The organism is Egibacteraceae bacterium (genome assembly GCA_035540635.1).
Lineage (GTDB): Bacteria > Actinomycetota > Nitriliruptoria > Euzebyales > Egibacteraceae > DATLGH01.
The window spans coordinates 1-24,144 of the sequence record DATLGH010000040.1; the positions used below are offsets into that span (position 1 = coordinate 1).

Sequence of the window (24,144 nt, forward strand, 5' to 3'; positions counted from 1 at the left end):
CGTGCACGTCCACCTGCCCCGCATCGTCATCGGCCAGATGCCCTGGGACGACCCGCCCACCCCCGAGGAGACCAGCACCAAGATCGGACCCGCGCGCGACGACGTGCCGGCGCTGTACCGCTCCCGCCAGCCGACGACTGAGCCGTGAATGCCCCAGTGGCGTTTGGCCATGAAGCACACTTTGGGTAACCGCGCGCCGCGCGGAGCGCCGAAGCAAGCCCATATGGCGCTGGTCGGCAACGCTGCGGCGTTTCAGGGCATGTCGAAAAGGCCGTCCCAGGGACCGAACCGAACTCAAGAGTCTGAGCCACGTCCTCGAGGGAACAATCAGTGGCACCTGGCAGGCCCCTGCCTCATGATGACACGCAGGCTCGAAAGCCCTACAGGCGACCGAGGTCAGGGAACGGCGCAATGCTCATTCTCATCCTCCGTGGCGGCGCGTCAAGCCCATGGGTTGCTGACATCGCGGGACCGCGGTCGGCGTCGTGCTCGCCGCACTGTCGCTGCTTGGCCTGGGCGCCGTGCTCACCACCGCCATCTTCTACATCGTGCTCCTGGGCAGCGACTGGTTGCTGTACACCGCCCTCGGGATCACCAAGCCGACTCAGTGGAGCGCCGCCGACATGGTCCGTGAGCTCGTCCTCAAGGGCGTCTTCGCCGCCGCGGTCGGCATCGCCTTCTCACCCTCGCCGATTCTCCTGTGACCTCCCCGGACAACCGGGTGCCTCAACAGCGTCGGCGCCAAGATGCGCTCTCTCAACCCGTGCAGGTGCAAAGGGGCCTTGGCTTGCCCTCGCAGGGCGTGGTCAACCCTGGTGTATCGGCTGATTCCTTCGAACTTCTCCCCAGTACTACAGCCTTCGTAGATCCACCGGTCTCCGAGACTTGCAGCCATGGAGTGCGGGGAACTCGCAAGAGGAGGGATCGGCAAAGGATGTCAACCGACGATAGGTCCGCGGACAACTACGAGGACAAGTTCGGCATGGTGCAGGACGGCGGGTAGCGCGGAGCCCCGCGGGGGACCGGGTGGCCCCGAGCCCATGGACGGCTGGCGCCTTCTGCCGTTCGAGGTCGGCGAGGCGCAGGCGCTGCTCGCGCGCGGGGCGACGCTGCTCGACGCGCTCGCCGAAGAGCCCGTGCCGACCCTGCGCTGGTACCGCTCGGCGACTCCCGCGCTCGTACTCGGCCGAGGGCAGGGCGACGTCGCGCCGGTCACGGGCCTTCCGGCGGTGACCCGTTACTCGGGCGGGGGTGCGGTGCTGATGGACGAGGACCTCCTGTCGCTCGACGTCCTCCTGCCGGCGGGGCACCCGTGGCTGGACGGAGGGCCCGGCGCGGCGTTCACTCCGGTCGGGCAGGCGTGGGCGGCGGCGCTGCGCGGGCTTGGCGTCGCCGACGTCGCCGTCCACACCGGGGCCGCGACGGCACGGCCGCGGGGCGACGCCCGGGAACGGCTGCTCGCGGCGGTGTGCTACGCGACCCTCGGCCGGGGGGAGGTGACCGCCGGGGGCCGCAAGCTCGTCGGCCTCGCGCAGCGCCGCCGGCGCTCCGGTGCCCTCGTCCAGTGCGGCCTGCTCCTGCGCTGGCGCCCGGAGCGGCTGCTCGCCGCCCTCGGCGCCGACCCCGGCGACGTCGAGATCGCCGCCGGCGCGGTCGGGCTCGACGACCTGCTGGAGCAGGCCCCAGGCGTCGATGCGGTCATGGACGCGGTCGGATGTACCCTCCGCGCTCATGACTGAGGGACTCGTCGTCGCGAGCAACCGGGGGCCCGTGAGCTGGCAGGCCACGGACGACGGCTTCGTCGCCAAACGCGGGTTCGGCGGTCTCGTCACCGCGCTCGGCGGGGCGATGCAGACCGAGCCCGGCACGTGGGTGTCCGTCGCCCTCTCCGACACCGACCGTGAGGTCGCGGCGGCCCACCGGGGGGAGCCGTTCGAGGTCGACGCCGACGGGTCGAGGTTCCACCTGCGCCTGCTCGACGTCGGTGACCACTTCGAGGCCTACTACAACGAGGTCGCCAACCGCCTGCTCTGGTTCACCCTCCACGGGCTGTGGTCCGCCCCCTACGAGCCGAACGGTGTGGGGTGGCCGGACGACTGGGACGACGGGTATATGCCGGTGAACGCCCGCGTCGCCGAGGCCGCAGCCGACGCCGCCGAGCGCTACGACGGCTGCGGCGAGCTGCTCCTGCAGGACTACCACCTGTGCACCGCCGGCCGCTTCGTCCGCGACCGCCTGCCGCACGTCCAGCTCCTCCACTACATGCACACGCCGTGGGTCGGCCCGAACTACCTGCGCCGCCTGCCCGACCGGATCTGCGACGGGGTCATGCGCGGCATGCTCGCCGCGGACGTCGTCGCGTTCTCCTCACCCCTGTGGACGGCGGCGTTCCGGCGGTGCGCGGCGGAGCTGCTCGGCGCGGCGGTCGACGGCGACGCGGTGATTCTCGACGGGCAGCGCACGGTCGTGGCCGACTTCGTGCTCGGCGTCGACGAGGCGGACCTCTCCTCGTCGGCGGCCTCCCACGAGGTCGCCGCGGCCGGGGCGGACCTCGACGCCGAGCTCGACGGGCGGCGGATGCTGCTCCGCGTCGACCGCACCGACCTGTCGAAGAACGTCCTTCGCGGCCTGCGCGCCTACGAGCTGCTCCTCGCGCGCCACCCCGAGCACCGCGGCCGGGTCTGGCACTACGCGCACCTCAACCCCTCCCGGCAGGACGTCGACGAGTACCGCGACTACCTCTTCGCGTGCCGGGAGGTGGCCGGCCGCATCACCGAGCGGTTCGGCGACGACGCCCTTACCGTTTTCGTCGGTGACGACTACCCCCGGGCGGTGGCCGCCCTCCAGCGCTACGACGTGCTGCTCGCGAACCCCGTCATCGACGGCACGAACCTCGTCGCGAAGGAGGGCCCGGTGCTCAACGAGCGGGAGGGTGTCCTCGTCCTGTCCCGCAACGCGGGCGCGACGTCCGTCCTCGCCGACGGGGCGCTCCTCGTGAACCCCTACGACGTCGAGGGGCAGGCCGACGCCCTGCACGCGGCGCTGACCATGGACCGTGCTGAACGCTCGAGGCGGGCGGCAAGCCTCCAGGCCGCCGCCCGCCTCGGCGCGCCCGAGGAGTGGCTGGACGCCCAGCGCCACGCCCTGCGCGCGGCGGGGGCCCGCCGGCGCTGACAGCCGTCCCGCCCGTGGGGGGCGCGCGCTCACCGGCTGCCGGCGAGACGAGCGAGCAGCGGGATGGCGGCGATCTTCTCGTCGGTGAGGTCGTCCCACGCGATCCCCGAGGGCCGGGGATGCGCCCGGTCACACACGATCACCTCGTCGGGGGTGACGACGAGGTCGACGGGCACGTCGTGCCCGCCCATCGGTATGCGGCCACGTTCGAGGACCTGCAGGGGATGGACGGTGGTGACGACGAGCGTGCGCTCGCCGATCAGTCCGGCTGCCGACGCGAGCGCGAACTCGAGGTCGGAGAAGCCGCCACCCTTGCCGAGGCGGCCGCCCTGCCGGTCCACCGCCACGCAGCCGGTCACGACGAGGTCGACGGGCTCGAGCTCCTCCACCGGCGCGGTGCGCCCCTGCGCCGAGGCGCCCTTGATGGACGACGCCTTGCGGGGACTCGTGTCGATGCGCTCCGGATCGAGGAGGAAGAACGGCTCCTCGCCGGCGAGGCGGGGCACGGCCATGTAGACGACGATCCCGTCGGCCAGCGCCCGTTGCCGGACCGGCCACTGGGGGCTGTCGGGGTTGGCCTTGAGGGCCCGGGCCTGCTTCCACCGCTCGACGTCGCGCAGCCGCTCGGCAGCCGCCTCCGCGCCGGTGAAGTTGGGGATGCGGCCGGCGGCCCCGGGGAAGCGGGCCACCCCCGCGTCGCCGAGCGCCGCCCACACCTCCTCGCGCAGGAACCGCTTCGCGTCGAGCAGGGTGGCGTCGCCCCCCGCGTCGGCGCTGTGGTCCCTCATCCCGACGCGCCGGCGGACCAGTCGAGTCCGAGCGGGCGCCCGTCGCGCCCCCGCGCGGTGGCGACGATTTCCGCGACGATCGACAGGCCGATCTCCGCGGGGGTGCGGCTGCCGATGTCGAGCCCGCACGGGCAGCGCAGGCGGGCGAGATTGGCCGGCGGGACACCGCCGTCACGCATCCGGCGGATGACCTCGGGTGCGTGCCGGCGACTGCCGAGCATCCCGACGAAGAAGGCGTCGCTTGCGAGGGCGACGCGCAGGACCGCATCCACCCAGGAGGCGTCGTGGTCGCTCACCACGACCGCGTCGGTCGCACCCGGGGGCGCGGCGAGCAGGAAGCGCTCGGGGTCGTCGGCGTGGACCTCCACGCCCCCGCGGACGGCCGTGTCACCGCCGGGGGCGACGAGCACGGCGCGCCGGCCGACCGCGCGGGCGAGCTCGGCGACCGACCGCGCGACCGGATTCGCACCGATGACGAGGACCGCCGGCTCGGGGCGCTGCGGTTCGGCGAACAGCTCGATCGCCCGCTCGCGGCTGTGCGAGGGGAAGTCCAGGCGCCGCCGCAGCGGTCGCTCCTGCCCGATGGCCTCGCCGGCGAGCTCCACACCCGCGGTGTCGAACTCCGAGCAGCCGAGGGTCCCCGCAACGATGCCCTCGGGGCCGACGACGAGCTTGGCACCCGACCGGGTGGGCGCGTCCCCCTCGACGGCGAGCACCGTTACGAGCACGACCGGCTCGCCCCGGGCGCGAGCCCTGCTCAGCGCGTCGAACACGTCCATGAACGCGGCATGCTAGCGGTGCGGTCCGCGCGACGGGCCGCACCGTTGCGCCGAGTTTCGACGTCTCTGCCCTAAGGGCCGCCCGCTGTGGCCTGCCCTCGAGAAGAACCGGAGCCCTCCGTGCGCCCTCGTCTCACCCTCCTTCTCCTGCTCGCGACGGGTGCCGCGTTGCTGCCCCCGCTCGCGGGGGCGCCGGCAGGGGCGGTCATCTCCGGCGAGGTCAGCGCCGCGTCGACCACGGTCGGCGAGCACCGGTGGCCGGTTTTCCCAGGGCTCGAGCGCCGGCAGCTTTCGCTGCGCCTCGACGACGGCAACCCCGCCGTGGCGAACGTGCTGACGTTCAACGCCGCCGACCCGGCACTGGAGCTGCGGCCGATGCTCGGGCGGTCCACCGTGCAGGGCCTCGAGACGGTGCACGGGATGGGCCAGCGTCTGCTGCCCCACGGCGGCGTGGCGGGCGTGAACGGCGGCTTCTGGCTGAACAACCCCGTCGGGGACCCCAACGGCTACTACGCCGAGGACCAGCTGCTCGTGTCGGAGGCGCAGACGCAGGGGGCGGGGCCGCGCGGCACGGTCGCGACGGTGCCGGGTGGCCTGCTCATGGACCGCCTGCAGACCGGGATGGACATCGCCGTCGGGGGCAGCACCCCCGTCCGGCTGAACGGCGTGAACCGCTACCACTCCGCGAGCCCGCCCTACCCGGACGGCAACCATGCGAGCTTCGTCTACACCCCCGCGTTCGGCGCGACCGTCGCCGTGCGCGCGGTCCGGGTGGGCGGCGCCCCCCTGCCGGTCCGCGCCCTCACCGTCGACGGCCTGCGACCCCCGGCCAGCGGCGTGGGCGAGGGCGTCGTGCGCTCCGTGCTCGCCGGCGAGGGCGACGTGGCCGTACCCCCCGGCGGGGCGGTGGTCGTCGCCCAGGGCGACCACGCCACCCACTTCGCCGGCGCGGGCCCCGGGGCCACTGCCACCGTCCGGGTCGGTCTGCAGCCGGCCGTGACCGACCCGGCGGCGTGGACGCAGCTGCGCCACGGTCTCGCCGCGGGACCGCTCATCGTGCAGAACGGCGAGCGGACCGACCCGGCGACGTGGGAGGGCGAGGGGTTCGCGGCGGGCACGCACTCGAACGTGCGCCATCCACGCTCGGCGATCGGCCGCACCGCCGACGGTCAGGTTCTCCTCGTCACCGTGGACGGCCGCCAGCCCGGCTACTCGTCGGGGATGACGATGCACGAGCTGTCACACCTGCTGCGCCGGCTCGGTGCGGTGGACGGTCTCGCGCTCGACGGCGGCGGCTCCACGCAGATGGTCACCGACGGCCAGCTGCTCAACCGTCCGTGCTGTGACGCCGCGCTGCGCCCGGTGGCCACCGGGCTGTTTGTCCACCACTCCTACGACTTCGCAGCCTCCGAGCGGCTCGCCGGTGCGAGCCGCGCCGGCACGGCCGCCGCCGCCGCGCGCGCCTCCCACCCCCAGGGCGCGCAGGAGGTGGTGCTGGCCACCCAGCAGACGTTCGCCGACGCGCTCGCGGGCGGGCCCCTTGCGTTCCAGCGCGATGCGCCGCTGCTGCTCACCGGTCGTGACGGGCTCCCGCCCGAGACCGCTGCCGCGCTCGAGGAGCTGCGGCCACGGCGGATCACGTTGCTCGGTGGCACGAACGCGATCAGCGCCCAGCTCCAGGCGGCGCTGAGCGCGCGGTACGAGGTCCAGCGCATCGCCGGCACCGACCGGTTCGGTACCGCCGTGGCCGTCGCCCGCCACCTCGGGGCCGCGCACCCGCGAATGTTCCTCGTGGTCGGCAACGCCTTCCCCGACGCCCTGTCGGTGTCGGCCCCCGCCGGGATGCTGCGCATGCCGATCCTGCTGACGGGCACGAACAGCCTGCCCGAGTCCACGCGCCGGGTGCTCCGTGAATCCGGCACGCTCGAGGTCGTGGTGGCCGGCGGCAACGCGGCGGTCAGCGAGGAGGTCGCGAACGAGCTCCGCCGCCAGGGCCACCTCGTCACCCGCCTCGCGGGCCCGTCGCGCTACGCGACGGCTCGCAAGGTCAACACGTGGGCGCGACCGCAGATCCTCGACGCGGACCAGCGAGGGCTCGTCGTCGCCCTCGGCGAGCGCTTCCCCGACGCGCTCGCCGGCGGCCCGCTCGCGGCGCAGCGCCGCCAGCTGCTCATGATCGTGCCGGGCGTCGACGTGAACCGCGACCCCGACGTCGGCGCCTACCTCGCGGAGCGCGACACGCTCGGGCTCGCACGCGTCACGCTGCTCGGGGGGCATGCCGCGCTCACGTCGTACCAGCACTGGCAGCTCGACCAGCTCGCCCGGTGAACCCCGCGCGTGGGGGATGCCTCGAGGGTGCCGGCGGGTTAGCGTAGGCGCGGGCAACGGACGAAAGGACCCCGCGTGAGCGACACGACCCAGGCGACGGCAGCCTCCGGCGACCCGGTGGAGGTCGACCTGCTCATCGTCGGCGCGGGCCCGGCAGGCTTGTACGGCGCGTACTACGCCGGCTTCCGGGGCCTCACGACGGCCATCGTGGACTCCCTTCCCGAGCCCGGCGGGCAGGTGGCCGCGATGTACCCCGAGAAGCTCATCTACGACGTCGGCGGCTTCCCCGCCATCAAGGGGCAGGACCTCGTCGACAACTGCGTCGAGCAGGCCAACCAGTTCGACCCCGTCTACCTGCTCGGCCACCGCGCCGAGGAGCTCGAACGCCACGACGACGACACGATGACGGTGACCAGCCACAAGGGGCGGAGGGTGCACTGCAGGGCCGTCGTCGTCACCGGCGGCATCGGGACGTTCAGCCCGAAGACGCTTCCCGCGGCGGAGGGCTTCGAGGGTGAGGGCCTCGTCTACTTCGTGCCGAAGCTCGACGCGATGGAGGGCAAGGACGTGCTCATCGTCGGAGGTGGCGACAGCGCGTTCGACTGGGCGCTCAACCTCCAGGGCATCGCCTCGAGCATCACGCTCGTGCACCGGCGCGACCGCTTCCGCGCCCACAAGCACACCGTCCAGCAGGTGATGAACTCCGACGCGCGGGTGCTGACCTTCTGGGAGGTCGCCCAGATCCACGGGCAGGACAGGGTCGAGGCGGTCGAGATCTTCAACAACGAGACCGACGAGCGGGAGACCCTCAAAGTTCAGGCAATTATCGCCGCCCTCGGCTTCAAAGCCGACATCGGGCCGCTCAAGCGCTGGGGACTCGAGACGGACAAGCGCTCGCTGCACGTCGACACGACCATGGCCACGAACCTGCCGCGGATCTTCGCCGCCGGTGACATCACCGAGTACCCCGGCAAGGTGAAGCTCATCTCGGTGGGGTTCGGCGAGGCCGCGACCGCGGTCAACAACGCCGCCATCGCGATCGATCCCGACGCGAAGCTGTTCCCCGGCCACTCGTCGAACATGTAGGCCCGCGGCGCGCCACGGGGCAGGTCAGGTGCTCAGTGCTCGATGCGGCGCGACGGGCGGCCAGGCCGGCGGGAGCGCGCCTGGCGCTGGAGCACCCGGGCGGACCGCACGGGGTCGAGCCAGCTCACCTCGGTGCCGAGCAGCCCGGCGAGCTCGGCTGGCTCGAGGACGTCACCGTAGCTCGGCGACCGCCACACCTGGGCGCACCGGGCGCAACGGGGAGCCACGAGCACTCCTCTCGTGTCGACGGGCGCCGGCGCGGTCACGAGGAGCGGACCGGTGACGGGGCGCAGGCAGGCGGCGCAGCCGTGGAGGAAGCGCACGCCGAGCACCCGCTGACCGCCCGCACGCCATCCCCGCTCGTGGCGGATCACCCGGCCGAAGAGCTCGACGTCGAGCAGGGCGGCCTCCGGCAGCATCCACGCGAGCGGGTCCCCCGTGCTGCCGTAGAAGCCGCACGTTCCCCGGGGATGGGGCGCAGCGTGGTTGCCGTCGACCGGGCAGCGCTCCCGGAAGCACCGGGCCCTGTCGTGCGCGCGGTAGGGCGCCCCCACGCTCAGGCCCGCGAAGCGCCCGGAACGCCGGTCCGCCGCGAGCAGGACCCACCCGGCCTTGAGAACGCGGATCGGGTCTCGCTCGACGCGCGCCGCCGACGTCAACGGCGGGGCGTGCTCGGCTGCGGGTCCTCTGCCGGCACGTAGTCGGGCACGTGAGCGGGTTCGGGAACGTCGATCTCTTCCAGGGGTCGACCGATGCCGGCCATCGGAGAGCTCCTCGGGGGGTATGGCGCCTCGCCTGGCGCTGACGGGCTTTGGGTTCCTCCCATTCCCCGTCGGCCGGCGCTTCACTCCCCTTGAGCGTCCTCGGCCTTGACCGCGTGGAACTGGATGTTGGTGATCGCCACCCGGTCGTCCTCGGTTGAGGGGTACACGCTCATGATGCGGACCTGCACCTGGCGGACCACCCCCGGTTTGACGGCTCTGCGCTGGAAGCCGTCGTTGTTGTCGAGCGTGAACTCGGCGGTTGCGCCGTTGTCGAACACGAGATGGACGTCCTTCGGCCGCGCGTGGCGGCTGAACGCGTCGCCGGGCGCGCCCGGCAGGAACCCGACCTGGCGCAGGTCGACCGCAGGATCGAACGGCACGGTGAGAACGTGTCCCGGACCGGTGTCGTTCGCGAGCCAGTAGTTCGTGGGATCCCTGTTCGTCGCGTTCGCTGCGGGATGCAGCGGATCCTCCGACGAGGCGCTCGGCGGGAGTGGCGTGACGAGCACGAGCTCCGGCGCGAAGCGGTTGCGCAGCGACTGGTACAGCTCCTGACCGCGCTCGAGGACGCTCAAGCGCGCCGGACCGACGGCGGCGACGACCCCCAGGAGCGCCGCGATGGCGATGAGGCGCCGCGACCACCGCCGGAACGCCGTCCGTCCCCGACGCGCCTGGCCGACCGCGCCTTTCACGCCCTGCCCGCGACGACCGGGCCGTTCGCCCGCCGCCACCTTCTTCTCCCGCCTACGGAACACCCGTCGCCAGAACGGCACCTTCGCGACCTTCGCTTCCTCAAGGGAGGCGGCGCACCGCCGGCAGAACCGACGTTCGGGCTTGTTCGGCTCACCGCACTGACCGCAGACGAGGTCGCCCGGTTCGATGACGCGGCTGGGAGCGGTCTTCTTCGTCGGGGGGCGGGGCCGGGGCGGGGCCGGCTGCTGGGCGGTCGGTTGCCGGGCGGCGATCGTGTCGGCGTCCTCGGCGACGGGCACGGGGTCCGCAGACTGGACCGGCTGGGCGCGCGTCCTGCGCGGCCTGACCGGCGGCGCGGCCACCGGTGCGGGCGGGGTGGCGGCCTCGGGAGGCGGTTTCGCAACCATCGCGGCGGCCCGACGTGCCCGCTCCTCGGCCTCCGCAGCCGCCCGCCTTACCGCCTCCTCGGCAGCCCGCCGCTCCTCCTCGGCCCGCTTGCGCTCCTCCGCGGCCGCGTGCGCCCGCTCGGCGGCCTCGCGTTCGCGCTCGGCGGCGGCCGCCGCCGCACGTTCCTCCTCCACCCGGCGCCGCGCCTGCTCCTCCTCCCGCCGCCGGCGTTCCTCGGCCTCCGCGGCCGCCCGGCGCTCGTCCTCCTCGCGCCGGGCCGCCTCGGCCGCCGCGCGTTCGTCGGCGCTGCGCTGCGCGGCGGCGGCTTCCTCCGCCTCGGCCGCCGCACGTCGCTCCGCCTCCTCGGCCGCGCGCCGTTCCTCCTCGGCCCGCCAGCGCTCCTCCGCGGCCTGGCGCTCCTGCTCCGCCTGCTCCTTGCGCTGCCGCTCCGCCTCCTCCAGACGCGCCCGCTCGGCCGCAGCCTCCCGCTCGCGCTCCGCGGCGAGGCGCTCCCGTTCGAGCGCGGCGGCCTCGCGCTGCTCGGCGGCGGCCCGTTCGATCTCCGCGGCCTCCGCGCGCTCGCGTTCATCGGCTGCGGCCTGCTCCGGGTCGACCTGCGTGCCCTCGCCCGGGGCGGTCAGGAGCGCACCCTCGGCGTCCGCGTCCCCCTCGCCGATCACCATCGACTTGACCCGCTCGACGAGGCCGGGGCGCGCGACCTCCTCGGGTTCGTGCTCCACCTCCTCCACGGCGACCTCTTCGTCGACGTGGATGCCGACGTGGGGCAGGTACCCCGGGCATCCCCCGCAGAACTCGTCGTCGTCGTCGTTCTGGTAGCCGCACTGCTGACAGACGATCATCCGCCCACCTCCACGTCGACCACGACGTGCGCCGGCACGGCGCCCGCCACGAGCGCTTCCAGCCGCTTCCTCGAGACGCTGCCCTCGGGAACGCGTACCCGCAGCCGTGGCTCCGCCCGTCCCGGCGGCTCACCGCCAGGCACCGGTGACCACGCCGCCCCGCCGCTGTCATCGACCTCGGGCTCGGCACCCGTGATGATCCGCACGACCTCGCGCAGCCCCGCGACGGTCCCCCGGGAGCCGTAGAGCGCGACCATCCGCGCGACGAGGTCGCGCTGGCGTTCCTCGGGCCAGTTCTCGTCGAGCGCGACGCCGACCCACTGGGCGAGCCACAGAAGGAAGTCGGGCGGTGCGACCTGCGCGTCGAAGTACGCGTCGAGGCAGTCGAGTGTCGTGAACAACGGCGCGAGCACGCCGTCGAACCCGGCGACGAATTGCTGGACGAACTCGTTCTCCTGGTACAGCGCGGGGAGGGCGAGGCCGACGGGGTGAGGCGACTCCAGACCCTCGACGGTGCCGCGCACGTCAGGACTCCTCCACGAGCACGGAGTGCTCGAAGGAGAACACGAGCGTCGACCCCGAGACCTCCAGACGCTGGGTGGACCTGCCCCGCTCGCCGGTGACCGCATCGGCTGCGAAGAGCGAGGCGTCCTCGACGAAGTCGATGCCAGGCAGCCGCTGGAGCACCGAGTACACCTCGCCGACGTGGATCGGTCGCCCGAACGGCCAGCCGTTGCCGTCGGGGCCGCCGGTGAGGGCGTTGAAGTGGCGGTAGAGGGCCTCGAGCGCCGCGGTCTGCAGGCGTGTCGGGCTCACCCGGGGCTTGGCCCGCAGGCGGGCGACGACGGTGATGCCCTGGTACACCGGCGGCTCGACGAGGATGCGCGCGCCGATCATCCGCCGGTCGTCGAGGAAGGTGGCGATCCGCTCGAGGGTCTCGTCGTTCGGCAGCAGCTGCTCGAACCGCAACCGTCCCGCCTCGTCGTCGGCGGACGGGACGACGAGGATGCGCACGAGCCCCGACTCCGTCCCGTCGACGCCCGCCGGGACGCACTTCACGCGGGCCACCTCCGGCGCCGCCTCACGGGCGAGCTGCTCGTAGTCCTCGACGGTCACCGCCCGGCTGCGCGTGCGCATGAAGATCGGTCCCCGCAGCTTCGCGTTCTCGAGCGTCTCGCCGTCCACCCCGCCGGTGGCCGACGCGCGGTTGACCACCCGGTCGACGTAGGGGATCGTCTCGCGCAGCAGGGTGATCTTCTTCGCGGCGACGTTGCCGCGACGCCCGCCCCCGGTCCAGTAGCCCCGCAGCCGCAGGGGGGCGCCCTTGGGCGGCACGGCCCCGTACTGGGTGAGCGTCCCGTCAGGCTGGCGCACCGCCGGCCCGAAGATCACCTCGCCGGCGACCGCGTCGAGCATGAAGTGGCGGTCCGTCGAGCCGCTCTGGGAGAAGTCGTCGACCGGCGTCCACTCGTCCCACCCGTCGCCTCCGGCTACCTCGAGCAGGAGCGGCTCGTCGCCGGGGACGACCGGGCGCTGCTCGACGGGGAAGCGCTGACCGGCCACCCCCTCGGACAGCCCGAGGATCTCCTCGCCGACGAGCTCGGCGTGCACGGCCCCGGTCGTCCCTCCGATCGTCGCGGCGGTGAGCGAGCTGATGCGCGGTGACTGCCGGTAGAACGGCTGGTCCTCGAAGGGCTCGACGACACGGCACCGCAGCCACCCTGCCCGCTCCCGGGAGATCACCGACACTGCGTGGTCGCGGGGCAGGTGGACGATGACGTCGCCGGCGGTGTTGAGTCCTCCCGTGCCGTCGTGGTCGACGGTGCAGCGCACCCACCCCTCGCCGTTCCACGCCTCCCACACGAGCGGCGGGCGGCGGGGATCGACCCCGACGCCTTCGATCTCGCACGCGAACTGCAGGAGCACCGCGCAGCCGGGGACGGCGTTCGACAGGCCGATGAGCAGGCTGTCGCCCGGCTTCGGCTCGGTGTCGAAACAGTAGAACGGCTCGACGGCAGCGAGGCTCTCCGTGTGGTCGCGCACATGGTCCGCGTCGATGCTCGACGCGCAGCGCTCGAGGTGGCACGGCAGGATGGCGCGCTCCTCGCAGACCGTGAACACGACCGCGTCCTCTGCTCCCGTGCGGGGCGTCGCGACCTGCGTGCCGACGGGGATGAGGATCGTCCCCGCCTGGGGCGCGGACAGCCAGAAGGTGACATCGGCCGATGCTGCCGTCGGAGGGAACAGCCGCACGCCGATGAGCTCGAGGAACTTCACGTAGTTGCGCTCGGGCACGCGGTTGAGGCGGTAGATGAGCTGGTCGACCATGAACGCGAACGTCTCGATGAGCGTCACGCCGGGGTCCGACACATTGTGGTCGGTCCAGTCCTTGCAGCGCTGCTGGACGAGGCGCTTGGCGTCGTCGACGAGGTCCTGGAAACGCCGGTCGTCGAGGTGGGGGGCTGGCAGCGACACGACTACTCCTCGGGAATGACGTAGAAGGGGAAAACGAGGTTGCGGGGGTCGTTTGTGCCCTTGATGACGTAGGTGATGTCGATGTAGAGCGTCGAGGGATCGGCGTCGTCGAGGCTCACGGTGACGTCGTGGACGTCGATGCGGGGCTCCCAGCGCTGCAGCGAGGCGCGTACCTCGTAGGAGATGCGCCCCGCGGTGGTTGCGTCCGCGGGCGCGAACACGTAGTCGTGGATGGCGCAGCCGAACTCGGGGCGCATCGGCCGCTCGCCGTAGGCGGTGCCGATGATGAGGCGCATCGCCTCCTCGATCTCCCGCTCCCGCGCGGACAGTTCGATGCTGCCGCTGGACCCGACCCGCACGGGGAAGGCCCAGCCCTGGCCGATGAACGCCTCGCTCATACGCTCACCCCCCGATGACGACGGTCACCGCCGTCGCGACGACCTGCCCGGGCAGGCCCATGCACATCGTCGCCATGTCACCCATGCGCACCGCCGGCTTGTTCTCGATGAGCACGGTCGCGCTGCCCATCGTGACGGTGCCCTTCTGCATGACCGGCGCCATGAAGGGGTCCGACGGGTGCAGCCCGACGTGCGGAGGGGTGTTGAGCCCGTTTGCCCCGACGACGACCGCCGGCTTGCCGGCGATGAGCGTCTTCGTCGCGCACTGCAGGGTGATGGGCGCGGAGAACGGCAGCGGAGGGGCGGGCACGGGGTTGCCGGAAGGCGGCCCGGGCACCTGATGGCCCACGCACACCCCGACGATCCTGTCGCCGAGCACCGCGGCCGGTCCGGTCGGCATCTCCAGTCCCCCTTCAGTTCAGCTTGATCGGGTTGCCCGACATCGTGAGCGGGCCGGTGGCCTTCACGTTCACGACCGCGCCCTCTAGCGCGAGGTTGCCGGTGGCCTTGACCTTGACGTTGCCGACCGCCTCGATGGTGACGTTCGCATTGCTCGCCACCTTGATGTCGCCCGTCGCGTCCATGGTCATCTTGCCGCCAGCCTTCGCGGTGACCTCGATGTCGCCCTCGCTCGTCACGGTGATCTTGCGGTCCGCCGCCTTCAGGGCGAGCTCCTGCCTGCCGTCACCGGTGACGACCGTGACGCCCTCCTTTCCCGCCTCGTCGATCAGCGCGACGGTCTGGTGCGTGCGCGACGCGACCGTGCGGTGGTTGACGCTGCCGTCGCCGGCGACGACGGTTGCTCCGGGCCCCAGGTGTGGCCTGTCCCGGCCGTTGTAGACACCACCGAGCACGTACGGGCGGCGCAGGTCGCCGTGGTCGAACGCGACGAGTACCTCGTCGTTGACCTCGGGCACGACGACGCTGCCTCGCTCGGCGCCGGCGCCCAGCTGCACGAGCCGAGCCCAGTCCGACTCGTAGTCGTCGGCGAGCCAGGGGAACTTCAGCTTGACCCGCAGCAGGTCGTCGGGGTCCTTGTTGTTCGTCACGATGGCCACGACCACGCCTTGGATCGGTGGGGCGCCGATCGGCAGCCCTCCGTTCGCGAGGCCGTACAGCGTGCCGTCGCGCAGGCCGCTGACCGTGAACGCCGTCGTGTACCCCTCGACATGGTGGTACGTGTGGCGGGCGCTCGTGAGGACGTAGCGCCCGTCGAAGGGCTTGCCGACGAGCCCCACGCTGATCGCCGTACCGGCCGCGAGCCTCGGGTTGCCGCGTGCGACCCCGTCGAACTCGGCCGACGCGGACGCGATCTCGTCGACGAGGCTCTTCGCGGCCGCGTCAGCGCCGTTCTGAAGGTGGTCGGGGATGTCGACCTGCGCCAGCGTGGCGCCGCCGAAGAGGCCGGCCAGCCGCTGCGGAGCGATGTCGCTGTCCAGCTGCGCGCTCGTCGGGCCGGCGGCGCTGGCGGTGGCCACCACCGCCCCCTTCGTTATGGGATCCCAGCTCCGCACGACGACCTCGCTGACCTGCTCCACCGCGCTCGCCACACCGCGAAAGCGCAGCAGCTCGTCGCCGAGGGCGAGCTGCAGGGGCCCGCTCGACCGCAGGTTGCCCACGGCCGGCGCGGTCCCCGCCTCCGTGGGCTTGGCGAACACGAACCGGTCTTCCCGCATGCCGGCGAAGAACCCGACCTCCTTCGCGAGCCCCTGGACGAACTCCCAGTCGCTCACGTTGTTCTGCGACACCAGGGGATGCGTGGTGAGCCCCGCCGACTCGATGGTCCCCGCCGTCACCCCGGCCTCGCCGAGCACCCTGCGGACGACGTCGGCGTACGTCTGGTTGATGAACGTGCGCACCTTGCGCCCCCGCTGCAGCCGGTGCCCCAGGTCGTAGCCGCGCAGGACGGTGTAGGTGCCCGTCCCGTCGTGCTCCGCCTCGACCGCGGTGACCTCTCCGACGACGAGGGGCTCGGGTGCGTTCGTCACGAGGACACCGATTTCGATCTTGTCACCGATCGCGAACCCCTGAGGGCCGTCGAGCAGTACGCGCATCTCGTCGAGGAAGGTGAGGATGAACACATCGGGCAGCGTGAGACTCTGCTCGACGACGACCGACTCGAGCATCTGCAGGACGTCGGCGCTGACCGGCGTGCCTCGCCGCTTGATGGAGAAGAAGACGTCGTCGAGCATCCCGGTTGCCTACCTGTGTGCGCCGGCTTCGGCGGCGGGGGGAATGAGCAGGCTGGTCCCCGGGAGCAGCCGCATCGGGTCGTCGATGTCGTTCGCCTCGGCGAGAGCGCGCCACAGCGCCGCGTCGGCGTACTCCCGGTAGGCCACGGAGGCGAGCGTGTCGCCGGTCGACACGGTGTAGATCCTGTGCGCCTCGAGCGTCCCGGAGGTCGGGTTCTGGCGGGGTCGCGCCTCGGGCACCTCGGTGAGCTTGAGGCTGCACTCCGCGCGGATCGGCGCGCCGTTCGGACGGAAGAGCGTGTACTTCGCGGTGACGGAGGTGATGTAGGCCGTGAAGCTGAAGAACGTGCCCCATGCGAACACGACGTAGGGGGGGCGGGGCTGGTTGTTGTCGATGCTCTGCGCGCTCGGGGTGCAGCAGTCGAACAACTTCTCGACGTCGGACTGCACGTTGTTGCCGGTCTCGCTCTCGTCGAGCAGGATCGCCAGCTCGAGCGTGCGGGCACCGGTGCCCTCGAACTGCGGTGGGGGCGCCTCCTCGGCGCGCTTCTGGGGATCCGACTTCCAGGTGGCGCTCTTCGAGATCGAGTACTGCTCGGGGTTGAAGCGGAACTCGATGAGCCGCGTCCCGGCGCCGGACCCGGCGGCGCCCGTGGCGGACCCCGCGGCGGTTTCCTTAAGCGACAGGTACGCCTTCTCCGGCTTCGTGCGGCTGTCCTGCATGAAGGTCATGGTGCTCCCACCCTCCTGGGGTTCGGCGTGCTCACGCGGGGCTCGAGGTCGGCGGCATGAGGAAGCCGTGGTGCGCGAGCTCGAGCGTCTCGGTCGCGACCTTCGGACCCTCGACGTTCAGCGACGGGCCGCTCCACTTGTACGGGAAGGCGTCGAAAAGCACCCAGGTGGCGATGCTGTCGCCTTTCTGGTTCATCGCCCTGATCTCCACCTGGGTGCGCTTCACCTCCGTGGCCATCCCGGCGATCCACGCGGCGACCTTCACGGAGTCCGCGTTGACGGGGCGGGTGAGCTTGATGCGCGAGTACTTGATCCGCCCCGGCAGCTGGTGGACGAAGAAGGGGTTGCCGCCCTCCTTTACCTCCTGGATCTCGACCTCCATGCCAAGCCCGTCGCAGCTCGCGAATGAGCCGATGTCCTGGCCGTCGATGCGCACGCCGAAGCAGACGGTGACGGCCGGGTCCGCGATCGCCGCCGCGCCGCTGGGGGCCGTTGCGGTCGCCGTCGCGCTCGGTGCGTTCATGTCACTGTGTCCTAGCGTCGGATGTCGGTGAGGTGGCCCACACGGTCCCGGTCGAGGCGCAGCTCGCGCTTCATGCGGTGCACGAGCCGGTCCCCGAGGCGGCGGGTGAGCTCGTCGAGGTCGAGCGCGTCGATCACCGAGGTCTCCTCCGCCTCCTCCGACGGGCCGGCCGGTCCGGACGCGCCTGCGGGCGGCGTGTCCACCACCCCGCCGGTGGACCTGCCGCTCGGCGAGGCCACGGAGGTTGCGACCTCGCCGACCGCCGTGACGCGCTGCACGCTCACCTCGCCACCCTCCTGCCCCGCGTCACGACCGCCCCCGTGGGGGACCGCCAGGGCGAGCAGGGCGCCGTGCCCGTTCCCGCTGGGGTGATGGCCGTTCCCCGCCGCCGAGCCGTTCTCCGCCGCCGCCGATCCCTTCGGGCCGGTGAGGGAGCGCAGCGGGGCGAGAAGGTGCCCGTTCGCGGGCGCCGTCCGCTGGACGGCGAGAGCGGCGACACCCGGCGCGTCCGCTGCCAGGTCGCTGCTTCGCTGGAGGCCGGGTGCGGCGAGACCCGGGCTCCCGAACCCTGCCGGCGGCAGGCCCGCCGGCGGCGCGGACCACAACGGGGGGAGACTGCGCGGCGCCTGCGCCGCCACGAGGCTGGAGGGGACACGCGGGTCGACGGCGCTTCCCTTCGGCGCCTGCGGGGACGGACTCGCCGGTAACGGTCCGGACGCAAGCCGCCGCGAGAAGGCACCGGGGCCTGCGGCGGCTGCGGCGCCGGGACGCACCCCACGGTCGACGGCGCGCTGCAGCGGCAGGCCGCCGAGCAACGGTCCGAGCACGGGTGCGGCGAGCGGCGATGGTGGGCTCGCCCGGTTTCCGGCGAAGCCTGCGGTTGCCTCCGGGAGCGCCGGAGCGGCCAGGACGCTGTCACCGAGCAGCGGGGCCCCAGGCTGTGCGGTCGCTTCGGCGCTGCGCTGCACGACACCGGCCCGCTGCTCCGTCCCGGAGGTTTCCGGGCCTACGGGCTCGGCCCGCGCGAGGTCAGGCGGGGCGGGCGCGGGCAGTGCGAAGTCAAGCGGGGCAGGCGCGGGCAGTGCCAGGTCAAGCGGCGCATCCGCGCCCGGACCGACCTCCGGTGAGCCGCCACTGTCGGCGGTGTCGCTGGGCGGCCCCAGCGGTCGGTCCCCGAGCAGGCCGGCATGACCGACCTCCTCGAGGTTCGGCGGGAGGTCCGGCCGGTCGGTGGACGACGCGGCCACGGAAGGCGGGGCAGCGCCCTCGCTCGGCGGCGGTGGCGCCAGGGTGGGCGCTGCGGCCTCGGCCGCCGGGAGTTCCACCACCGTGGGGGTGGCGGCCTCGGTGGGCGCTGCGGCCTCGGTGGCCGTCGGTGGGCCGTGCGTGGGCGTGCCAGCCTCGCTGTGCGGCGGCGGGCCCCCTGCGGGTGAGGAGGTCCGGGGAGCGCCCGGAGCGCCAACCGGCGCGCGTTGCACGACCGGGAGCACCGGCGGCGGTGGGGTACCACTTGCCCCGCGCGCAGCCAGTCGGGGATCTCCGGCCCCCGGCCCAGGGTCCGGGCTCCCCACCGTCGGCGCCTGCGAGCTAGCGGTGTCGAGGCCGTCGGTGGACCGGGGGGCCCGCACGGGCAGCCCCACCTCTGGGGACTGGGTGTCGCCGGGAGCGACCCGTTCCTCGGGGAACGCGCCGAGGGGCGGGCGTTGTCCGACGAGCGGCGCGGCGGCGCTCGGCTCCGCCGTCTCGCCGGTACCCCCGTCGCTCGGTGCCAGGTCGCGGGAGGTCCGCTGGACGGCCTGCCCTTCGGCTGGTCCGGTCACGCCCCCACCGGTCGCGGCCACATCATCTGCCGGGGCGGTGGCAGCCGCGGCGGCGTCTGCTGAGGCGGCGTCTGCTGAGGCGGCGTCTGCTGTAGCGGGCGCATCCGCGGTCGACCCGCTCGAGGGGAGGGCGTCGAGGAAAGCCTGCGCAGCCTCGGCGGAGGCCGCCAGGGGCGAGCCGGGGGGCGGGCCCGCACTCCTGGTAGCCACCGGCGCGGCGGGTATCGGCGCGCCGAGACCCAGCCTGCGCGATCCCCCAGCCGGCGGTGGGGGTGTGGCAAGGGGGAGGGACGGCCCTGTCGGCCCGGCCGCGCGCTGCACCGGCGGTAGCTCGCCGGGTGCGCTCACCGGGCGCAGAGGGTCGAGCGTGCCGGTCGCGCGCGGTCGGCTCGCGGACGGCGTCACGTCATCGCTGCCCTGGACGGCGGGTGCAGCGGCGGTCTCCGCGTCCGCTTCCACGGCCACGGTCGACGGCGGCGGCGCCGGCGATTGAACCCTGTTGTCCTCGGCGGGGTGCGCCTCGGTTGGCGGCGACGCAGCCTCCGGGGCTCCGTCGTCGACGGGGTCGTCGACCGCTCGGGACACGACCGGCTCCAGCGGCGTGGCCGGGAGCCGCAGAACCGGCAGGGCGGGTGGCGGTGCCGAGACGAGCTCGCCGCGCGGGGCGCTCGGCGCGACGGGAGCCGTCGCGACCGCGTGCGCGGTCGGGGGCTCACCCGCCGGCGACCGGCTCATCGCCCGCTGGACGGGCGATGGTCCCGGCGCGGTGTCGCGACCGTGGGTGACCTCCGGCGCGTACACCATGGTGGGTGGGATGACCGGCGCCGCCGAGCCGGGACGCGACGGCCGGCCGCGCGTCCCCGCTGCGGTGCGCTGCACGAGCGGCAGCGTCCCCTCGACGGCGCGCGGAACCGGAGCCGCGAGCCGGGTGATGCCCTCCACCAGGCCCGCGGGCGCGTCCGCTCGCACCTCGTGCCCGAGGGGCTCGAGCGTGCGGGCGGGGTTCTGCCACGCGGGCAGGTCATCGGAGAAGGTGGCGTGCTTGGCCGTCAGCGCGCACGCGGTCAGTGGCTCGAACGTCCGCTGCAGCGGGGGAAGGCCGACGGGCCCCACCGGCTCGGCCGGTCGAGCCGGCGCTGCCGGCGGCGGGGCCGCCTGCGCGCCCTCGGGGCCCCCGGTCTTCTTGCGGCGGGTGAAGGGCCACATCGGGCTCTACCCGCCTTCGGACATCCGCCGGTTGATCCGGCCGATCTCCTCTACGAAGCGCATCCGCGTCGGATGCTCGAGATCGAGGATGTCGTCGAGCGACCAGTGGAAATGGTAGGCCACGTACGCCACCTCCTCGTAGAGCCGGTCGGTGGCGTACGTCACGATTCCCCCAGGCGTCCGCCCGCGAGGTCCACGGAGAATTCGTGCCTGCACGACGGGCAGGTGACGCCCGCCCTCGTGTGGCCCTCGCTGTTGACCCGCCGGTAGAGGTCCTGTAGGAACGCGAGGTCCGAGGCGAACATGTTCTCCACGATCGTGGGGTGGACGTCGGTGATCGTGCCGATCCGCTCGATCACCCGCGCGAGCAGGACGACGCTCAGGTAGGCGGGGTTCTCGCGCACGCGGTCGTCGTGGAGGGGCAGCAGCTCGTCGCGCGCCGTGGCGAGACGCATGACCCCGTCACGGTGCACCTGGCCCGTCCGGTCGACGTAGCCCCGGGGCAGCACGAACGCGAACTCCGTGCGCAGTGACGCCTCGGTCGGCGCCGGGTCAGCCGGCGCCGGCTGGGGGGCCGGCTCCCCGGGAGCCGGCCCCACCTCGGCGAGCGTCGTGCGCCGCATCACTCGGGCTCAACACCTTCGTGCGTGATGGTGAGCTTCTCGGTCAGCACGCTCGTGTCACCGGCCTTCAGCGACCCGACCTCGAGGCTCTTCGGCCACGCGTTCGTGAGCTTGTAGCGCTTGATGGCGGTGCCCTCGAAGTCGTAGACGTTGATGGCGCCGCCCTTGCGGGCATCGGCCATCTTCCCGAACTGCACGTCCTTGATCCAGCTCTGGAACGTCTTGTCGTCCGTGAGACCGCGGGTGAGCGTGATCTCGCCGATCTTGGGTCGACCAGGGAGCTTCTTGTTCACGTACTTGCCGTCGTTGGTGTTGTGCTTGAGCTCGATCACGTCGGACTCCACCTTCAGCCCGCTGACCTCCTGGATCTGCTTGATCTCGACCCCGTCGAACTCGAACCCGAACGACCAACCGACGCTGGTGTCCATCTCGGGAAGCGGCATGGCTCCTTGTCTCCTTTATCTATCTGTGCCGTGTGCGTGGGCGGGCGATCGATGGGTTACTCGGCCACGAGGGCGGTGCCCCCGGAGAACTGCGACAGCCGGAAGATCACGAACTCGGCGGGCTTGACCGGCGCCACGCCGATCTCGCACAGGACCATGCCCGCATCGATCGACTCGGCCGGGTTCGTCTCGTCGTCGCACTTCACGTAGAACGCCTGGTCGGGGTTCTGCCCGAACAGGGCGCCCTTGCGCCACTCGTTGACGAGGAACGCGCTGATCGTGCGGCGGATCTTCGCCCAGAGGGCATGGTCGTTCGGCTCGAAGACGACCCACTGCGTGCCGCTGAGGATCGACTCCTCGAGGTAGTTGAACAGGCGGCGGACGTTGAGGTAGCGCCACTCCGCGTCGCTCGACAGGGTCCGGGCACCCCACACGCGGATGCCGCGGCCGGGGAAGGCGCGGATGCAGTTGATCCCCTCGGGGTTGAGCAGGTCGTGCTCGTTCTTGGTGATCTGCGTCTCGAGGGCGATCGCGCCGCGCACGACCTCGTTCGCCGGCGCCTTGTGCACGCCGCGGGTGTCGTCGTTGCGTCCCCAGATGCCGGCCATGGCGCCGCTCGGGGGCACGAACACGTTGTCGCCGCTGGCCGGGTCGAACACCTTGATCCAGGGCCAGTACAGGGCGGCGAACTTCGAGTCGTAGCCGGCCTTGTCGACCCGCCACTCACGGATCTGCTGGGCGTTGAGGCCCGGTGGCGGGTCGAGGATGGCGATGCGGTCACCCATCAGCTCGCAGTGGGCGATCATCGCGAGCTGCACGGCCTGCACGCCCTCGAGGTCGATCAGGCCCTTCTGGTAGGCGGCCATGAGGTCGGGAACGCAGACCATGGTGACGGGGTCGACGGCCTCGAGGCCCCCGAACCCGGTGCGGTCCGCGGCGTTACCGACGTAGTCGTCGGGGGCGAGCTGCGCCTGGGTCGACGCGCCGCCGCCGCTCAGCGCGACGCTGCCCTTGGTCGGCTTCGCGAGGACGGTGCCGGTCGCCTCCTCGATGCGGATGAACTGCGACTGGGCGTTGACGACCGTGAGGACGTTCTGGGACCCCTGCTTCACGGTGACCCGGTCGAACTCCTCGACGACCTGGCCGCCGTCCTTGACGAGGAGCTTGAAGGTGTCGTCCTCGGTCTTCGGGGCGCCGCCCTTGTCCGATCCCTTGTCGCCGCCGCCCTTGTCGGCGGCCTTCCCGTCGGTCGAGGCGTCGGCCACCTCGACGGTGAGGTTGTTGCCCGCCGGGCCCTCGGGAAGCGCCGTCACGCGGTAGGCCGCCAGGCGCTTGTCGCCGGTGCCCGCCATGAGCTCGGCGCGCGCCGCGGGGGGAGACCCGTTAGCGCCGACGCGCACGACGTAACAGCTTCCGCCGCCGTTCATGAAGAAGCTGTACACGGAAAGGGCGAGATAGGATCCCTCGACGAAGGAACCGAAGGTTTGGGTGAACTGGCTCCAGTTCGTGACGAGGATGGGCTCGTTCACGGGTCCCTGCTCGGCGACGCCGACGAACGCGGCGACGGCGGTTCCCACACCTTCGATGGGGGCCGATCCCGACGGCACTTCCTCGACGTAGACACCGGGTGATAGGTAGGTAGGCATGTGCGCCCTCCTCAAGGCTGCTCGCGACGCCTGCTAGCGACTGCGGTGAGCGTGCACCCGGCGGCGGGGGCATGCAGCGTCCGGCCGGGCGTGCCATGCGGGAACAGGTGGATGCCCGAAGGGGCGAGGTCCTCGGGTGCCGGAAAAGCACAGCGAAGCCGCCACGGTCGGCGCGGCGGCTTCGTCGGAGAGGTTCGTCGGCGCTACGCCTCTTCGGGGATCTCTTCTTCCTCTTCCTGGCGCTGCAGCGACAAGGCCTGGATGGGCTCTTCCTCTTCCTCCTGCCGCTGCACGTGGGTCGCGGAGGTGCCGGAGTCCGCGGTGGCCGGCGCGCCGCTCATGACCGCATCGGCGTTGCGCTCGGCTGCCTGCTCGAAGCGGTCCGACGGATCGCTGACCTTGATGCCTCCGGCGGCCGGGGTGCCGTCGACCGGCCCACTGCGCTGCTGGACGACATGGGTGAGCTCGTGGGCGAGCATGCGCTTGCCCGCGTCGCTGCCGGGATCGTAGCGATCGCGCTGGAAGACGACGTTGCTGCCGACCGTGTAGGCGTGCGCGTTGACGGCCTGCGCCGACGCCAACGCGCGCTCGTCGGTGTGAACCCGCACGTCGCTGAAGTCGTGACCCATCCGCGACTCCATGAACCCACGGGTGTCCGCGTCGAGCGGCTGCCCACCCCCCGACGAGATGACATCGGTGACCGGTGACGCCGCTTCCTCCTCGCCACCCAGGAGCGCCGCCGTGCTCGCGTTGCCCGCGGCCCGCTGCAGCGCCATAACCCCTGGCGGTCCCACGGCCTGCGGGACGCCGCCCGTCAACGCCGCGAGCGCCTCGGACGGCTCGCCCGACCGGCGGTTAGCGGAGCGCCGGCCTTCCTCACCGATGACCGCGTGATCTTCGTCGTGGATGCGCATCTAGGGCCTCCCGGGAGTGGCTCACTGGCGGCATTCTCGCCCGCGAGCGGCTGTTGCGTTGGACCGTCGGTGCTCGCCTTCCGGGCACGCCCTCTTGCCTCATCGCGCAATTACCTTCCCGTCGGCTGCCCGGCCGGCTCGGGGGCGCTCATGGGCGACGGAAACCACACCCACGGCTGGCGGCTCACGCTTGCGCCGGCCGGGCAGCCGACGGGAAGGTAATTGCGCGATGAGGCAAGAGGGCGTGCCCGGAAGGCGAGCACCGACGGTCCAACGCAACAGCCGCTCGCGGGCGAGAATGCCGCCAGTGAGC

Annotated in this window: 22 protein-coding genes; 5 read left to right on the forward strand and 17 right to left on the reverse strand. The window is 72.6% G+C overall.

The features are described 5' to 3' along the window. Positions 1–485 precede the first annotated feature (485 nt). From VM324_07030 to VM324_07040, 3 genes are all read left to right on the forward strand, one after another. Positions 486–704, forward strand: coding sequence for a hypothetical protein (locus VM324_07030; protein HVL99027.1), 219 nt, complete (start codon positions 486–488; stop codon positions 702–704). 336 nt (positions 705–1,040) lie between these two features. After that, a complete protein-coding gene (locus VM324_07035) occupies positions 1,041–1,739 on the forward strand; it encodes a hypothetical protein (GenBank protein ID HVL99028.1) in 699 nt (232 codons plus the stop codon). Continuing rightward, positions 1,732–3,174: a trehalose-6-phosphate synthase gene (locus VM324_07040; GenBank protein HVL99029.1), complete on the forward strand. Its 1,443-nt coding sequence runs from the start codon at positions 1,732–1,734 to the stop codon at positions 3,172–3,174. The genes VM324_07035 and VM324_07040 overlap by 8 nt, the downstream gene beginning before the upstream one ends. A 29-nt stretch (positions 3,175–3,203) precedes the next feature. Here the strand turns inward: VM324_07040 and VM324_07045 are convergent, their stop codons facing one another. Together VM324_07045 and VM324_07050 are read right to left on the reverse strand one after the other, a co-directional pair. Then, positions 3,204–3,962, reverse strand: a complete 759-nt coding sequence (locus VM324_07045) for a 5-formyltetrahydrofolate cyclo-ligase (protein ID HVL99030.1) — start codon at positions 3,960–3,962, stop codon at positions 3,204–3,206. Then, positions 3,959–4,741, reverse strand: a complete 783-nt coding sequence (locus VM324_07050) for an XdhC family protein (protein HVL99031.1) — start codon at positions 4,739–4,741, stop codon at positions 3,959–3,961. The genes VM324_07045 and VM324_07050 overlap by 4 nt, the downstream gene beginning before the upstream one ends. A gap of 120 nt (positions 4,742–4,861) precedes the next feature. On the opposite strand from VM324_07050, the gene VM324_07055 reads away from it, so the two are divergent. Continuing rightward, positions 4,862–7,069: a cell wall-binding repeat-containing protein gene (locus VM324_07055; protein HVL99032.1), complete on the forward strand. Its 2,208-nt coding sequence runs from the start codon at positions 4,862–4,864 to the stop codon at positions 7,067–7,069. 75 nt (positions 7,070–7,144) lie between these two features. Then, positions 7,145–8,155, forward strand: a complete 1,011-nt coding sequence (locus VM324_07060; protein ID HVL99033.1) for an NAD(P)/FAD-dependent oxidoreductase — start codon at positions 7,145–7,147, stop codon at positions 8,153–8,155. Between the two features lie 32 nt (positions 8,156–8,187). Here the strand turns inward: VM324_07060 and VM324_07065 are convergent, their stop codons facing one another. The 15 genes from VM324_07065 to VM324_07135 form a co-directional block, all read right to left on the reverse strand. Beyond that, positions 8,188–8,814, reverse strand: a complete 627-nt coding sequence (locus VM324_07065; GenBank protein ID HVL99034.1) for a hypothetical protein — start codon at positions 8,812–8,814, stop codon at positions 8,188–8,190. Between the two features lie 185 nt (positions 8,815–8,999). Then, on the reverse strand, positions 9,000–10,859 hold the full coding sequence (locus VM324_07070; GenBank protein ID HVL99035.1) for a zinc ribbon domain-containing protein: 1,860 nt from the start codon (positions 10,857–10,859) through the stop codon (positions 9,000–9,002). Then, positions 10,856–11,383: a phage tail protein gene (locus VM324_07075; protein ID HVL99036.1), complete on the reverse strand. Its 528-nt coding sequence runs from the start codon at positions 11,381–11,383 to the stop codon at positions 10,856–10,858. The genes VM324_07070 and VM324_07075 overlap by 4 nt, the downstream gene beginning before the upstream one ends. A 1-nt stretch (position 11,384) precedes the next feature. After that, on the reverse strand, positions 11,385–13,334 hold the full coding sequence (locus tag VM324_07080; GenBank protein ID HVL99037.1) for a putative baseplate assembly protein: 1,950 nt from the start codon (positions 13,332–13,334) through the stop codon (positions 11,385–11,387). A gap of 2 nt (positions 13,335–13,336) precedes the next feature. After that, entirely contained in the window at positions 13,337–13,732 is a 396-nt protein-coding gene (locus VM324_07085) for a GPW/gp25 family protein (protein ID HVL99038.1), read from the reverse strand. A 4-nt stretch (positions 13,733–13,736) separates the two neighbouring features. Further along, a complete protein-coding gene (locus VM324_07090; protein HVL99039.1) occupies positions 13,737–14,132 on the reverse strand; it encodes a PAAR domain-containing protein in 396 nt (131 codons plus the stop codon). 13 nt (positions 14,133–14,145) lie between these two features. Then, positions 14,146–15,924, reverse strand: a complete 1,779-nt coding sequence (locus tag VM324_07095; GenBank protein ID HVL99040.1) for a VgrG-related protein — start codon at positions 15,922–15,924, stop codon at positions 14,146–14,148. A 9-nt stretch (positions 15,925–15,933) separates the two neighbouring features. Continuing rightward, positions 15,934–16,656 carry a LysM peptidoglycan-binding domain-containing protein gene (locus tag VM324_07100; protein ID HVL99041.1) on the reverse strand — a complete coding sequence of 241 codons (723 nt, stop codon included), beginning with the start codon at positions 16,654–16,656 and terminating at the stop codon, positions 15,934–15,936. Between the two features lie 31 nt (positions 16,657–16,687). Then, positions 16,688–17,179 carry a phage tail protein gene (locus VM324_07105; protein ID HVL99042.1) on the reverse strand — a complete coding sequence of 164 codons (492 nt, stop codon included), beginning with the start codon at positions 17,177–17,179 and terminating at the stop codon, positions 16,688–16,690. Positions 17,180–17,190: 11 nt separating this feature from the next. Further along, positions 17,191–20,205, reverse strand: coding sequence for a hypothetical protein (locus VM324_07110; GenBank protein HVL99043.1), 3,015 nt, complete (start codon positions 20,203–20,205; stop codon positions 17,191–17,193). 6 nt (positions 20,206–20,211) lie between these two features. Further along, positions 20,212–20,370, reverse strand: coding sequence for a DUF6760 family protein (locus tag VM324_07115; GenBank protein ID HVL99044.1), 159 nt, complete (start codon positions 20,368–20,370; stop codon positions 20,212–20,214). Continuing rightward, the gene (locus tag VM324_07120) at positions 20,367–20,828 is read right to left on the reverse strand and encodes a hypothetical protein (GenBank protein ID HVL99045.1); all 462 of its coding nucleotides are present in this window, start codon (positions 20,826–20,828) and stop codon (positions 20,367–20,369) included. Before VM324_07120 ends, VM324_07115 begins: the two co-directional genes overlap by 4 nt. Beyond that, on the reverse strand, positions 20,828–21,271 hold the full coding sequence (locus VM324_07125) for a phage tail protein (protein HVL99046.1): 444 nt from the start codon (positions 21,269–21,271) through the stop codon (positions 20,828–20,830). Before VM324_07125 ends, VM324_07120 begins: the two co-directional genes overlap by 1 nt. Before the next feature lie 56 nt (positions 21,272–21,327). After that, positions 21,328–22,917, reverse strand: coding sequence for a phage tail sheath subtilisin-like domain-containing protein (locus tag VM324_07130; GenBank protein HVL99047.1), 1,590 nt, complete (start codon positions 22,915–22,917; stop codon positions 21,328–21,330). A 203-nt stretch (positions 22,918–23,120) separates the two neighbouring features. Next, on the reverse strand, positions 23,121–23,831 hold the full coding sequence (locus tag VM324_07135; GenBank protein HVL99048.1) for a DUF4157 domain-containing protein: 711 nt from the start codon (positions 23,829–23,831) through the stop codon (positions 23,121–23,123). Positions 23,832–24,144 lie beyond the last annotated feature (313 nt).